Annotated in this window: 13 protein-coding genes; 10 read left to right on the top strand and 3 right to left on the bottom strand. The window is 67.5% G+C overall.

Annotation, left to right across the window (positions count from 1 at the left end; genetic code table 11):
• From HV675_RS31200 to HV675_RS31155, 10 genes are all read left to right on the top strand, one after another.
• On the top strand, nt 1-668 hold a 668-nt coding region (locus HV675_RS31200; protein ID WP_281364194.1), incomplete at its 5' end, for a chemotaxis protein CheB.
• Between the two features lie 242 nt (nt 669-910).
• Nucleotides 911-1,306, top strand: a complete 396-nt coding sequence (cheY, locus tag HV675_RS31195) for a chemotaxis response regulator CheY (RefSeq protein WP_175115319.1) — start codon at nt 911-913, stop codon at nt 1,304-1,306.
• Nucleotide 1,307: 1 nt separating this feature from the next.
• Nucleotides 1,308-2,015, top strand: coding sequence for a protein phosphatase CheZ (cheZ, locus tag HV675_RS31190; RefSeq protein WP_175115318.1), 708 nt, complete (start codon nt 1,308-1,310; stop codon nt 2,013-2,015).
• 301 nt (nt 2,016-2,316) lie between these two features.
• Nucleotides 2,317-2,931 (top strand): DUF2844 domain-containing protein, encoded by a 615-nt coding sequence (locus HV675_RS31185; protein WP_175115317.1) that lies wholly within the window; start codon nt 2,317-2,319, stop codon nt 2,929-2,931.
• A gap of 24 nt (nt 2,932-2,955) precedes the next feature.
• Complete coding sequence (locus tag HV675_RS31180) at nt 2,956-4,221, top strand: DUF3443 domain-containing protein (RefSeq protein ID WP_343056919.1); 1,266 nt, start codon at nt 2,956-2,958, stop codon at nt 4,219-4,221.
• A 422-nt stretch (nt 4,222-4,643) separates the two neighbouring features.
• On the top strand, nt 4,644-5,882 hold the full coding sequence (gene flhB, locus HV675_RS31175; protein WP_175115316.1) for a flagellar biosynthesis protein FlhB: 1,239 nt from the start codon (nt 4,644-4,646) through the stop codon (nt 5,880-5,882).
• Nucleotides 5,879-7,987, top strand: coding sequence for a flagellar biosynthesis protein FlhA (flhA, locus tag HV675_RS31170; protein ID WP_175115315.1), 2,109 nt, complete (start codon nt 5,879-5,881; stop codon nt 7,985-7,987). The genes flhB and flhA overlap by 4 nt, the downstream gene beginning before the upstream one ends.
• On the top strand, nt 7,984-9,798 hold the full coding sequence (gene flhF / locus HV675_RS31165; RefSeq protein WP_175115314.1) for a flagellar biosynthesis GTPase FlhF: 1,815 nt from the start codon (nt 7,984-7,986) through the stop codon (nt 9,796-9,798). The genes flhA and flhF overlap by 4 nt, the downstream gene beginning before the upstream one ends.
• Nucleotides 9,791-10,663: a nucleotide-binding protein gene (locus tag HV675_RS31160; protein ID WP_175115313.1), complete on the top strand. Its 873-nt coding sequence runs from the start codon at nt 9,791-9,793 to the stop codon at nt 10,661-10,663. Before flhF ends, HV675_RS31160 begins: the two co-directional genes overlap by 8 nt.
• Nucleotides 10,664-10,687: 24 nt before the next feature.
• Nucleotides 10,688-11,419 (top strand): RNA polymerase sigma factor FliA, encoded by a 732-nt coding sequence (locus tag HV675_RS31155; RefSeq protein WP_175115312.1) that lies wholly within the window; start codon nt 10,688-10,690, stop codon nt 11,417-11,419.
• A gap of 251 nt (nt 11,420-11,670) precedes the next feature.
• On the opposite strand, the gene HV675_RS31150 is transcribed toward HV675_RS31155, so the two are convergent.
• From HV675_RS31150 to flgA, 3 genes are all read right to left on the bottom strand, one after another.
• On the bottom strand, nt 11,671-12,117 hold the full coding sequence (locus HV675_RS31150) for a flagella synthesis protein FlgN (protein WP_175115311.1): 447 nt from the start codon (nt 12,115-12,117) through the stop codon (nt 11,671-11,673).
• A gap of 103 nt (nt 12,118-12,220) precedes the next feature.
• Nucleotides 12,221-12,562 carry a flagellar biosynthesis anti-sigma factor FlgM gene (gene flgM, locus HV675_RS31145; RefSeq protein WP_175115310.1) on the bottom strand — a complete coding sequence of 114 codons (342 nt, stop codon included), beginning with the start codon at nt 12,560-12,562 and terminating at the stop codon, nt 12,221-12,223.
• 216 nt (nt 12,563-12,778) lie between these two features.
• Nucleotides 12,779-13,615, bottom strand: an 837-nt coding sequence (gene flgA, locus HV675_RS31140) for a flagellar basal body P-ring formation chaperone FlgA (protein WP_175115309.1), incomplete at its 5' end; no start/stop codon positions are given.

The following is a 13,615-nucleotide window of genomic DNA, read 5'->3' as shown; positions in this document are numbered from 1 at the left end:
CGGCCGCGCATCCGGCCGGCGGCGCGCAACCGGCCGCGGCGCAGGCGCCGCTTTTCAACAACCCGCTCGTCAGTACCGAAAAGCTGATCATCGTCGGCGCGTCCACCGGCGGCACCGAGGCGATTCGCGAAGTGCTGGTGCCGCTGCCGCCCGATGCGCCCGCGGTGCTGATCGCGCAGCATATGCCGCCGGGCTTCACGAAGTCTTTCGCGCAGCGCCTGAACGGCCTGTGCCGCATCACGGTGAAAGAAGCGGAGCACGGCGAACGCGTGCTGCCCGGCCATGCGTATATCGCGCCGGGTCACGCGCACCTGTTGCTTGCGCGCAGCGGCGCGAACTATATTGCGCATCTGTCGGATGAGCCGCCGGTAAATCGCCACCGTCCGTCGGTCGACGTGCTGTTCCGTTCGGCCGCGCAGCACGCGGGCAAGAACGCGGTCGGCGTGATCCTGACCGGCATGGGCCGCGACGGCGCCGCGGGTCTGCTCGATATGCGCCGCGCCGGCGCGTACACGCTCGCGCAGGACGAAGCGAGCTGCATCGTGTTCGGCATGCCGCGCGAGGCGATCGCGCTGGGCGCCGCCGACGACATCTCTCCGCTGGCCGATATGAGCCGCCGCGTGATGACGCGACTCAACGCGATGGGCGAACGGGTGCAGCGTGTGTAATCATGCCGGTCGCGGCGCGCTTGCCGACAGGCAGCGCGCGGCGGCGGCGTCGATGTGGGGCACCTGGGTTACAGAGTAACCGCGGCGCAGCCGTTAACGTGCCTGTACGGCGCGTTCTATAGGGCGGAAACGATGCGGCTGGCTGCGGCCTGGTCGCATGCCGGCTTCCCGCATGGACCGGAACTGAATGACGAACGGGCGGCAGCGCCGCCCGGCTGGATCAGGAAATACAGGGGAATGAGATGGACAAGGGAATGAAGATTCTGGTGGTGGACGACTTTCCGACGATGCGCCGGATCGTCCGCAACCTGCTGAAGGAGCTCGGCTACTCGAATGTCGACGAGGCGGAAGACGGCGCGGCGGGTCTTGCACGGCTGCGCAGCGGCACCTACGAATTCGTGATCTCCGACTGGAACATGCCGAACCTCGACGGTCTCGCGATGCTGAAGGAAATCCGCGCGGACGCGAACCTGACCCATCTGCCGGTGCTGATGGTGACCGCCGAATCGAAGAAAGAGAACATCATCGCGGCCGCACAGGCAGGCGCGAGCGGGTATGTCGTGAAGCCGTTCACCGCGGCGACGCTCGACGAGAAGCTCAACAAGATCCTCGAAAAGATGGGCAAAACCGGGAGCTGATGTGGACCAGCCGACCAACGCGCAGGACGCGGTCGCGCGCGACGACAGCGATCACACCACCGACCGGATTCTCGCCCGGATCGGCCAGTTGACACGCACGCTGCGCGATTCGATGCGCGAGCTCGGCATCGACAAGCATGTCGAGCGTGCGGCGGAAGCAGTGCCGGACGCGCGCGACCGTTTGCGATATGTCGCGACGATGACCGAGCAGGCGGCCGAAAAAGTGCTGACCGCGATCGAAGTCGCCAAGCCGATCCAGGAGCAGTTGCAGCAGGACGCGGGCGAGCTCGATGCGCGCTGGGCGCAGTGGTATGCGGCGCCGCTCGAGCGCGACCAGGTGCGCACGCTGATGGACGACACGCACACGTTTCTCGGCAAGCTGCCCGACGCGACGGCGGCGACCAACCAGCAACTGCTCGAGATCATGCTCGCGCAGGACTTCCAGGACCTGACCGGCCAGGTGATCAAGAAGATCACCGAGATCGTCTACGTGATCGAGCAGCAGCTGCTCGGCGTGCTGGTCGAGAACATCGCGCCGGAGCGGCGCGAGCAGTTCGCGGCGACCGCCGCCGCGCTCGCCGCCGAGACCTCGTCGACCGGCAGTCCGGAAGGCTTGCTGAACGGACCGCAGATCAACCCCGAAGGCAAGGCCGACGTGGTGCAGGATCAATCGCAGGTCGATGATCTGCTGGCGAGCCTCGGGTTCTAACTCCATTGTTCCCCCGTTGTTGAAGGTCCGCAGCCGCCGAAACGGCTGCGGACTCTGTCCCTCTGCGGCGTCCGCAGGCATACTAACCACCACGCAACGCGACCGGCGGTCGTGCGCTTCAGGCCCGTCGGCATGAGGCTTGCGGCGCGCTGTCGGATGCTTGCCAGCCAGCTTTCCGTGGGTGCGCGCGTTGCGGGGAATGCCAGTCAACGGCATGCGCCGTTCGGCGGGTAGGCCAGCCGGCGGGTTTGGCTGCGAGCGGCGGGGAGGCCGCCGCGGTCTTCGAACGGGGAGAGTTCTGATGTGCAATTCGAATCAGTCGCGGCGCCTCGCGCGTGCACGTGCGCGCGCGGCCGCCGTTGCCGCGTGCTGCGCGGCCGGCTTGCTGGCAGCCGCGCCGTCGGTCCATGCCGCGTTGAGTGACAGTCCGATGACGACGCCGGACGGCGCGACTGTCACGACGTCTACACCTCCAGCCACGGCGCCCGTCGCGACCATGCGCAATGCGATTGCGTCGGGTGCATCGGGGGCGTCGGCGGATGTGTCGGGCGCATCGGGCGCAGCGGGTGCATCAGGTGCCTCGGCCGCCGCGCCGTACACCGTGCGCGAGACGACGCTGAAGACCGGCACCGTCGTGCGCGAATACATCTCGACCAGCACCCAGCACGTGTTCGGCGTCGCGTGGAACGGCCCGTTTCAGCCGCGGCTCAGCAACCTCTTCGGCGGCCAGTACTACCAGCAATACGCGCTCGGCGCGAGCGCAGCGCAAGCCAGCCGGGGCGCCGCACGCGGCCAGCTGTCTGTCCAGCAGGGCGGTCTCGTCGTCCATTCGGGCGGCCATATGGGCCACTTCGTCGGCGCTGCGTGGTTGCCGGCGGAACTTCCGGCCGGCGTGACCGGCGACGACATCCGCTAACCGACCGACGACGGGAGAATCCACGTGCAACGAACAACCAGAATGATGCGCTGGCTGAAAGCCGCCGCCGCTGTGCTTGCCGTTTCGCTGATCGCCGGTTGCGGCGGCGGGGGCGGCGGCGGCAGCAGCAGCAACACCCAGAACTCGCCGAGCAGCCCGGCGCCGAGCGGCTCGAATCAGATCGCGGTGGTGGTCAACCAGGGCGTGTCGAGCGTGCCGAACATTCCGACCGTGACCGTCACGGTCTGCGCGCCCGGTTCCGCGTCGGCATGCCAGACCATCGACAACGTGCTGCTCGATTCCAAGTCCTTCGGCTTGCGGATTACCAACACGTCGCTCAGTTCGGTGCTCCCGAACCTGCCGGTCCTGACGTCGGGTTCCGGCAATCTCGCTGAATGCGCGCTGTTCGCGGACGGCCTCACGTGGGGTACGGTGCGCTCGGCGGACGTGCATATCGGCGGCGAGGTCGCCACCAGCATTCCAGTCCAGGTGATCGGCGACCTGCCCGCCGCGACCGTCCCGAGCGACAACTGCACGGATACCATGCCGGCGCCGCTGGTCAAGGACACGGCGAGCGCGATGGGGGCGAACGGCATTCTCGGTGTCGGCGTGGCGGTCAACGATTGCGGGACGCAGTGCTCGCAGCCGATCTCCTCGAATAATCCGAGCAGCTATTTCTCCTGCCCGCCCAACACGACAAGCGCGAACTGCACCCGGGTGTCCGTACCGGGCAACCAGCAGGTCACGAACCCGATCGCGCACTTCCCTGCCGACAACAACGGCGTAATTGTGCAGTTTCCGGCGGTGCCGGACGGCGGGTCGCCAACCGTGACCGGTCTCGTCACCTTCGGGATCAACACGCAGACGAACAACGCGATGCCCACCACGGTCACGGTGCTCGCGAGCGGCCCGGCGGGCGACCTGGAGAAAAGCACGTTCAACGGCGCGAACAATGTGGACGCGTTCCTCGATACCGGCTCGAACGGTCTGTTCTTCAGCGCGTCTTTGCCGACCTGCGGCAGCAACGCGCCGGATTTCTATTGCCCGACGAGCAAGCAGACCTTCAGCGCGACGTTGCTGGGCGTGGGCTCGAGTGCGGCGACGGTGAGCTTTGCGGCGGATAACGCGACGAACCTGTTCAATAGCGGCAATTTCGCGCTGAGCAACCTCGCCGGCACCCCCGTCAGGACGACCCTCGACCTCGGTCTGCCGTTCTACTTCGGCCGCACCGTGTATCACGGCTTCGACCTGAGCTCGACCACCGGCCAGGCGCCGTTTATCGCGTTCTAGGCTCGCGTTCGAGCGGCGCACCTGCCGCAGGCAGCGGCCTCGCCCGGGGCCGCTGCGGCCGCCGACCCCACGCCGGCGCCGCTGCCACCGGCGCCACGCCTGCGATGCTCCCGCGCTGCGGCCACCAGGGCCACGCCTGCGATGCTCCCGCGCTGCGGCCACCAGGGCCACGCCTGCGATGCTCCCCACGCCATTGCCGCCGGCGTCACGGCCGCGACGCTCCCTGCACTGCCGCCGCCAACGCCACGCCCACGCCCACGCCCACGCCCACGCCGCTCCCACGTTCAACCCGTCGCCCGCCCATCCGGCGAAATACCCCGGTTTAACGCCCCTTATCCGGCGATCGTCCCTTTACATCTACGGGAATAATCGCTCTCAACCGGAAAACCGGCAGTGTGTGCCGTGACCGCCTGGAGAGCCCCGTGGCAGAGGACAGTGACCTCGAAAAGACCGAATCAGCCACTCCCCGCCGCCGTCAGAAGGCGCGCGAGGAGGGGCAGGTCGCGCGTTCGCGCGAGCTCGTGTCGTTCGCGTTGCTGTCGGCGGGCTTCTTCGGCGCGTGGGGGCTGTCCGATCAGATCGGCGGTCATCTGGAGGGCATGCTGCGCGGCGCGTTCAGGTTCGATCACGCGAGCGTCTTCGATACGAACCGGATGCTGATCGGCGCGGGCACCACGAGCATGGAAGGGCTGCGCGCGCTGCTGCCGATCCTGATTCTGACCGGCCTCGCCGCGCTGGTCGCGCCGATCGCGCTCGGCGGCTGGCTGCTGTCGTCCAAATCGCTTGAACCGAAGTGGAACCGGCTCAATCCGATCGAAGGCCTCGGCCGGGTCTTTTCGCTGAACGGGATTCTGCAGCTCGGCATGTCGCTCGCGAAGACGCTGGTGGTCGGCGTGATCGGTTCGCTCGCGTTCTGGAATCACAAGGACGACGTGCTCGCGCTCGTCACGCAGCCGGCCACGTTCGCGATCGCGAGCGGCGCCCATCTGATCGCGGTGTGCTGCGCGACGACCGTCGCCGGCATGTTCCTGATCGCGGCGCTCGATGTGCCGTACCAGATCTGGCAGTACGAGAAGAAGCTGCGCATGACCAAGGAAGAGGTTAAGCGCGAGCACCGCGAAAACGAAGGCGACCCGCACGTGAAGGGCCGCATTCGCGCGCAGCAGCGGGCGATTTCACGGCGCCGGATGATGTCGAAGGTGCCCAAGGCCGACGTCGTGGTGACCAACCCGACGCATTTCGCGGTCGCGCTGCAATACACGGACGGCAAGATGCGCGCGCCGAAGGTGGTCGCCAAGGGCGTCAACCTCGTCGCCGCGCGCATCCGCGAGCTCGCCGTTGAAAACAACGTGCCGATGCTCGAAGCACCGCCGCTCGCGCGCGCGCTCTATTACAACGTGCGCCTCGACGCGGAAGTACCGGGCGTGCTGTACAGCGCGGTCGCGGAAGTGCTCGCGTGGGTGTATCAGCTACGCCGCTTCAATACGCACGGCGGCGCCGAGCCGGTCAAGCCGGACGACCTCGACGTGCCGGCCGAACTCGACAAGCGCCGCCCGATCGCGGATGAAGACGACGACATCGAAGATATCGAAGACGTGGAAGAAGTGAATACGAACCCTCGCGCAGGCAACGACGCCCGCAATGACGGAGGCCGCGCATGAGCACGCCGCCTCGCGCCGGCTTCCTGTCGCGCCGTCCGGACGTGCTGCAGAGCGCGAACCTGCGCGCGCTCGCCGGGCCGATCCTGATCTGCATGATCCTCGGCATGATGATTCTGCCGTTGCCGCCGTTCCTGCTGGATCTGCTGTTCACGTTCAATATCGCGCTGTCCGTGATGGTGCTGCTGGTCAGCATGTACACGATGAAGCCGCTCGACTTCGCCGCGTTCCCGAGCGTGCTGCTGTTTTCGACGCTGCTGCGCCTGTCGCTGAACGTCGCGTCGACCCGTATCGTGCTGCTCGAAGGCCACACCGGCCCGGCCGCGGCCGGCAAGGTGATCGAAGCCTTCGGCCACTTCCTCGTGGGCGGCAATTTCGCGGTCGGTATCGTCGTGTTCGTGATCCTGATGGTGATCAACTTCATGGTGATCACGAAGGGCGCGGGCCGGATCGCCGAAGTGTCCGCGCGCTTCACGCTCGATGCGATGCCCGGCAAGCAGATGGCGATCGACGCCGATATGAACGCCGGCCTCATCAACGAGGATCAGGCCAGAAAGCGCCGCACCGAAGTCGCCCAGGAGGCCGAGTTCTACGGCTCGATGGACGGCGCGAGCAAGTTCGTGCGCGGCGACGCGGTCGCGGGCCTGCTGATCATGGTGATCAACATCCTCGGCGGGCTGATCGTCGGCGTTGCGCAGCACGGCATGAGCTTCGCGGACGCGGGCACGAACTACACGCTGCTGACGATCGGCGACGGCCTTGTCGCGCAGATCCCGTCGCTTGTCATTTCGACCGCGGCCGGCGTGATCGTGTCGCGCGTCGCGACCAACGAGGACATCGGCACGCAGCTCACTTCGCAGCTGTTCTCGAACCCGCGCGTATTGATGATTACCGGCTCGATCCTCGTGCTGATGGGCCTGATTCCGGACATGCCGCACTTCGCGTTTCTGCTGCTCGGCGGCGGCGCGATCCAGCTCGGCCGGGTGATCAGAAAGCGCACCGAGAAGCGCAACACGGCCGCCGCGCTGGTCGACGCAGTGCCGGCCGCGCTCGTCGCGCCGGAGAACACCGAAGCGACGTGGGACGACGTGACGATGATCGACACGCTCGGCCTCGAAGTCGGCTACCGGCTGATTCCGCTCGTCGACCGCAACTCGGACGGCGAACTGCTCAAGCGGATCAAGAGCATCCGCAAGAAGTTCGCGCAGGAAATCGGCTTTCTGCCGCCCGTTTTTCATATTCGCGACAACCTCGAGCTGCGGCCCAACGGTTACCGGGTCACGCTGAAAGGCGTCGAGATCGGCGTCGGCGATGCGTATCCGGGCCAGTGGCTGGCGATCAACCCGGGTCAGGTCAGCGCGCCGCTGCCGGGCGCACCGACCACCGATCCGGCGTTCGGTCTGCCGGCCGTGTGGATCGACACCAACCTGCGCGAGCAGGCGCAGGTGTACGGCTACACGGTGGTCGATTCGAGCACCGTGGTCGCGACGCACCTGAACCATCTGGTCGTGACGCACGCGTCGGAGCTGCTCGGCCGCCAGGAAGTGCAGGCGCTGCTCGAGCGGACCACGAAGAGTTCGCCGTCGCTCGTCGAGGAGCTGGTGCCGAAGCAGGTGTCGATCACGGCGCTACAGAAGATCCTGCAGAACCTGCTCGAGGAAGGCGTGCCGATTCGCGACATGCGCACGATTCTCGAAGCGATCGCCGAGCACACGCCGAAGATCAGCGACGCGCACGACCTCACCGCGGTGGTGCGCCTCGCGCTCGGCCGGGCGATCACGCAGCAATGGTTCCCGGGCAGCGGCGAATTGCAGGTAATGGGCCTCGACACGAATCTCGAACGCGTGCTCGCGCAGGCGCTGACGACCGGGCCGAATCCGGGCCTCGAACCCGGCCTCGCGAACACGCTGCTGACCGAAACGCAAAGGGCGATGACGCGCCAGCAAAATCTCGGCTTCGCGCCGGTGCTGCTCGTGCAGCACGCGCTGCGCGCAATGCTTGCGCGCTTCCTGCGCCGCAGCCTGCCGCAACTGAAGGTGCTTTCGTACGCGGAAGTGCCGGATACACGAAACATCAAGGTCGTTAACCTCATTGGGGGTCAAGGTTGAACATCCGTAAATTCACCGGCGCAACGAGCCGCGACGCGCTGCGCCTCGTTCGCGAAGCGCTCGGCGCCGACGCTGTCGTGCTGTCGAACCGGTCGATGGCCGACGGCAGCGTCGAGATCGTCGCGCTCGCCGACAGCGAACTCGCCACGATCGCGCCGGCCGCAGGCCAGAGCGCGGCCGGCGAAGGCGCGGCACGCGCGGGCGCGACGGGGTTCGCGAATCCGTATGCGAGCGGCCTGCCCGATGTGTTCTCGTCGGTGTTCGGCGCGAGCCCCGAAGCGGGCGCCGACAACGATCCCGCCGCGCACACGGCGCTCGCGTCCGTCGCGCTGGCAGCGGCGGAGCTCGAGCCGGCGAGGCCGCGCATCGACAAGCGCGCCGACAAGCGTGAGCCGGCGCCGGTCACGAAACCCGCCGTGCCCGCCGCGTCCGTGATGAAGCCGGTGGTGGACCGTCAACCGGCGCCGCCGCAGCGCACGATGGCCGACACGAACCCGTGGCTGATCGATCACGCGCAGGAGATCGCGGGCCAGCCGGACAGCAAGCCGGGCATGTACAGCTCGAAGCAGCCGCCGCTCACGCCTGCCGCCGCGGTCGCGAAGGGTCTCGGCATGCCGACCGACACGCCGCCGCTCGTGCTGCCGCGCGGCGATCTGCATGCCGCGCCGCTCGCCGCGACGGCGTTGCCGCAGGGCGAGTCGCCGGACTGGGCGCGCGAAGCCGCGCAGCTCGCGGCGCGGCGCGCCACGCAGCGCGCGACGGCGTCCGGCGGATTCCCGGAGAACGTGACGGCTGCGGTGACCGACGCGATCAATGCGCGCATGTCGCAGATCGTCAACGAAACGGTGATGAACGAGCTCGCATCGCTGCGCGGCATGATGGAAGAGCACTTCGCCGGGCTGCTGTGGGCTGACAGCCAGCGCCGCAACCCGATCCAGTCGGCGTTGACGCGCCATCTGTTCGCCGCCGGTTTTTCCGCGCAGCTCGTGCGGATGATGGTCGACAACCTGCCCGCGGTGGGGAGCTTCGACGCGGGCATGGAATGGGTGAAGTCGGTGCTCGAGTCGAACCTGCCAGTGATGGAGAACGAAGACGCGCTGATGGAACGCGGCGGCGTGTTCGCGCTGATGGGCCCGACCGGCGTCGGCAAGACGACGACCACCGCGAAGCTCGCCGCGCGCTGCGTGATGCGCTACGGCGCAAGCAAGGTGTCGCTGCTCACCACCGACAGCTACCGGATCGGCGGCCACGAGCAGCTGCGCATCTTCGGCAAGATTCTCGGCGTGTCGGTGCATGCGGTGAAGGACGGCGCGGACCTGCAACTCGCGCTCTCCGAGCTGCGCAACAAGCACATCGTGCTGATCGATACGATCGGCATGAGCCAGCGCGACCGCCTCGTGTCGGACCAGATCGCGATGCTGTGCCGCGCCGGCCAGCCGGTGCAGCGTCTGTTGCTGCTCAACGCGACGAGCCACGGCGACACGCTCAATGAAGTGGTGCAGGCCTATCAAAGCTCGCCGGACAAGCAACCGCTCGCCGGCTGCATCCTGACCAAGCTCGACGAGGCAACCAACCTCGGCAGCACGCTCGACACGGTGCTGCGCTACCGCCTGCCGGTGCATTACGTGTCGACCGGCCAGAAGGTGCCGGAGAACCTGTACGTCGCGACGAAGAAATTCCTGATTCGCAGTGCGTTCTGCATCCCGCGCGACCATTCGCCGTTCGTTCCGCAGGAAGACGACGTGCCGGGCCTGTTGTCCTCGCTGTCCGTACGCTCGACTGCCGAGCAGCACGAGGTCCGATTTGGCTAACAAGTTCGTGTCCGATCAGGCTGAAGGACTGCGGCGCCTGCTGGCGCGTCACGGCTCGCGCGCGATCGCCGTCACCGGCGGCTCGGCCGGCGTCGGCTGCTCGACGATGGTGGTGAATCTCGCAGCCGCGCTCGCCGCGCAGGGCAAGGACGTGCTGGTCGTCGACGAGCATGCGGGCGAGCCGGACGCAATCGTCGCGCAGCCCGATGGCGTGGCCGCGGGGCGCTTCGTCGCGTTCGCGCGCGGCGAGATCGCGCTCGACGCGGCGACCGAGCGTCACAGCGCGGGCTTCGCGGTGCTTGCCGCGCCGCGCAGCCATCGCGAACTGTGCAAGCCGTCGCAGCTCGCGGCGGTGTTCGACAGCCCGGCCGACGTGGTGCTGATCGACGTGCAGTTCGAGCGCGACGGCATGCTGTCGGACCTCGCGCTGCAGGCGCACGACCTGATGATGGTCACGCGCGTGGCCGCCCAGGCGATCACCGACACGTATGCGTGCATGAAACGTTTGCACTACGCGTACGCCATTGCGCAGTTCCGCGTGCTCGTCAATCACGTGCATAGCGTCGCCGATGCGCAGCTCGCGCTCGACAACCTCGCGGACGTCGCGGGGCGTTATCTGACCGTGGCGCTGGAAGGCGCCGGCTGCGTTGCGGCGGACCCGCTGATCGCGCGTTCCGGCGAACTGTCGCGCTGCATCGTCGAAGCGTTTCCTTCGGCGCCTGCCGCGCGCGACTTCCGGCATCTCGCGGCGGAACTGCAGTACTGGCCGATGCGGCCAGCGATGTCGTCGCGCGCGCCCTGGGCGGCGGGCGCGGCTGTCACGTCGGCGTCACACGCCGAACAACCGTCCGCCCAGCACGCCTGACAGGCAGCGGACAAGGGGAGCTCGATGTACAACGCTCAAGGAAAGATTTCTCAGGCCGACGTGCTGACGAAATACACGCCGCTCGTGCGGCGGCTCGGCTTGCAGCTGGTGGCGAAAATGCCGGCGAGCGTGGACCTCGACGATCTGATTCAGGCCGGCATGATCGGCCTGCTCGATGCCGCGAGCCGCTACAAGGAAGACCAGGGCGCGCAGTTCGAAACGTACGCGAGCCAGCGGATTCGCGGCGCGATGCTCGACGAGCTGCGCAGCAACGACTGGCTGCCGCGCAGCGTGCGGCGCACCTCGCGCGAGCTCGAGATGGCGGTGCATCAGGTCGAGCAGCAGCTCGGCCGCGCGGCGAGCGAAGCGGAGATCGCGAAGCACCTGAAGATGCCGCTCGAAGAGTATCAGTCGATGCTGCAGGACCTGCATGGCAGCCAGCTGATCTATTACGAAGACTTCGACCGCTCCGCGGACGACGAACCGTTTCTCGACCGCTATTGCGTCGATCATTCGGACCCGCTGTCCGCGCTGCTCGACGAGAACCTGCGCGGTGCGTTGATCGAGGCGATCGAACGGCTGCCGGAGCGCGAGAAGCTGCTGATGTCGCTGTACTACGAGCGTGGGATGAACCTGCGCGAGATCGGCGCGGTGATCGAAGTGAGCGAATCGCGCGTGTGCCAGCTGCATAGCCAGGCGGTTGCGCGGCTGCGCGCGCGCCTGCGGGAGATGGCCTGGGCGGCCGAGGAAAATTGAGCAGGTCCGCCCGACAAGGGCTTGGCCGGAATTCATACCCTACGATCGGATCGTGGGGTATGAATTTTGGCGGGCGCGGCTCGATGCATTGAATGTCGAACTGGATCTGTCGCACCGCGACCGCGCGCGACTATCTGTCGGATCCGGCGGCGTAAGCAGCTGACTTTAAGCGGTTGGCTCAAGCCGGCGATATGGGCCGGACACCGAACCCGAGGCGCCGGAAACACCGCGCGCCCCCAGGCTCCCTTCGCTTATACGCCGAACTGCGACGGCACCTTGCCGTCCGGCCCGTAAAACGTGACCGCCTTTTCCGGCACGCCGCGAATCACCGCCAGAATGCGGCGGTTGAAGTCCATCCGCGTGCGCACCATCAGGCCGTTGTTGAAGTTCAGGCGCGCCGCCCGTTGCGCCGATTTCTGCAGCGCATCCCAGTGTTCGCTCAGGCGCGCGTCCTTCGCGGCGGCCAGATCCATGCCGCGCTTGCCGCCCGGCAGGCCGCGTTCGCGCAACTGCGCGTCGCGCGTGCGTTCGAACAGCGCGAGCTTGTCGGTCATCGCGGTTTTCTGCTCGATGACCGGCTTGAGCACGTCGCCCGGCCATGCGGTCGATAGCGCCTGTTGTTCGTAGACGAGCAGGGAGGCAAAGGCTTCGACGGTGGCGTACTCGTCGATGATGGTCTCAAGCAGGGCGTCTTTCATCACTCACTCGGAACGTTGCCTCACCCCGCAAAGGCGTGGGTGGGACAGGTTTGACATGCCGTCCGGCAGTGAGCGCGCCCCCGAGGGAAGAAACGGAGGACGCTCAGTCGCCGGCCGGCGGGGTACCTTGCAGCACGCTGCGCGCGGTTTCCAGCACGCCGTCGGCAATCTTCGACGCATCGATCGACAGCGTGCCGCTACGGATCGCGCTCCTGATCGATTCGACGTGCGCGGTATCGATATCGTGCGAGCCCGATGCCGCGAGGCTGCGCAACTGGTCCGCGAGGCCCGACAGGTTGACGTCCGCGTCCGCGCCGCCGCTCGTCGACGGCGCCGGGGTACGCGCGCTGGCCGCGCCCGCAGCGGCGGTGTCGCCCTGCTGGCTGCGCTGCACGCCGCCGCTAAGCGGCGTCAGATTCGGATTGGTGCTGGAATCGACTTTCACGATGGGCTTCCTGAACGATTTGACCGTGATATCGGCAATCGCCGGGTGAAACTTTAGCTCAATCGGAACCTGCCGCTCTGCCGCCTCTTTCCCGACCTGGAACCATTTGACACCTGATGCCGCTTGTTCGTCGCTTGCTCGTTGCCTGCCGGCGTTTGCCTGCCGGGCGCCGCCTGCTGCTGTTTCGATTGCCACGGTGTTACGTGGTAACCGTGTCTACATCTGGATCTCGACCGTCGACCCGTCCTTCACCACGCCGGTGATGATCTGGCCGTTGGTGGTCTTGACCCGCACCTGCTGGCCCGGCGTCGCGTTGTTCATCGCGCTGCCCTCGGCCGAAATCGTGAACCCCTGGCCCGACGCGACGACGCGCACGGTCTGGCCGATCGCGACCGACGTCGCGCTTTTCAACGTGTCCTGACGCAGCGGCATCCCGGCGCCGATGCGCGCGAGCGCGATCGCACCGACCGCCTGCGACGGATCGGTGATGACCGCCTGCGGTAGCGTCGCGAGGTCGCCCTCATGCGCGACGAGATCGGCGGCCGTCAGCGCCTCGCCGGGCGCGATCTGGCGCGCGGCGGTGTAGTAGGTCGCTTGCAGCGAGATGCGCGCTTGCAGATAGAGCGTCCACGGACGCGCGCCTGCGCAGCGCACGCCGACCGATGTGCGTCCCCACAGGCGGGCGCCGACCGGCATGAACGGCTCGAGCGCGGTGCAGCCGGCGAGGCCGCGTGCAAACGCGGGCGCCACCGCGATCGTGATCTTGCCGGGCAGTCCGGCGGTCTGTTGTTCGAGGAATGCGGTCGCCACCGCGCGGATCGACTCGGGATCCTGCTGGCCCGCGGGCGTGGCCGCACTCGCGGCCAGCACCTGGTTGGCGTAGCCCGACACGGCCGGAACTGCGGCGCCCGCGGCGGTCGCGCGCGGCGGTGCATAGCGCACCGGTTGCATCTGCGCATTCTGCGCCGCTGGCATGGCCGCCTGATTCGGCTGGTTCGCCTGCGCGGCGGTGAGGCTGGCGGCTTGCGCGGCTGCCTGCGCCGCTGCCGGGCG

The sequence above is a fragment of the Paraburkholderia solisilvae genome (assembly GCF_902859875.1).
Taxonomy (GTDB): Bacteria; Pseudomonadota; Gammaproteobacteria; order Burkholderiales; family Burkholderiaceae; genus Paraburkholderia; species Paraburkholderia solisilvae.
This window is presented reverse-complemented; position numbering and strand designations above follow the sequence as displayed.

What these genes read in the sequence shown, in the direction of transcription:
- cheY (WP_175115319.1), top strand. Translation starts at nt 911, where the DNA reads ATGGACAAGGGAATGAAGATTCTGGTGGTGGACGACTTTCCGACGATG.
- HV675_RS31185 (WP_175115317.1), top strand. Translation starts at nt 2,317, where the DNA reads ATGTGCAATTCGAATCAGTCGCGGCGCCTCGCGCGTGCACGTGCGCGC.
- flhA (WP_175115315.1), top strand. Translation starts at nt 5,879, where the DNA reads ATGAGCACGCCGCCTCGCGCCGGCTTCCTGTCGCGCCGTCCGGACGTG.
- HV675_RS31155 (WP_175115312.1), top strand. Translation starts at nt 10,688, where the DNA reads ATGTACAACGCTCAAGGAAAGATTTCTCAGGCCGACGTGCTGACGAAA.
- HV675_RS31150 (WP_175115311.1), bottom strand. Translation starts at nt 12,117, where the DNA reads ATGAAAGACGCCCTGCTTGAGACCATCATCGACGAGTACGCCACCGTC.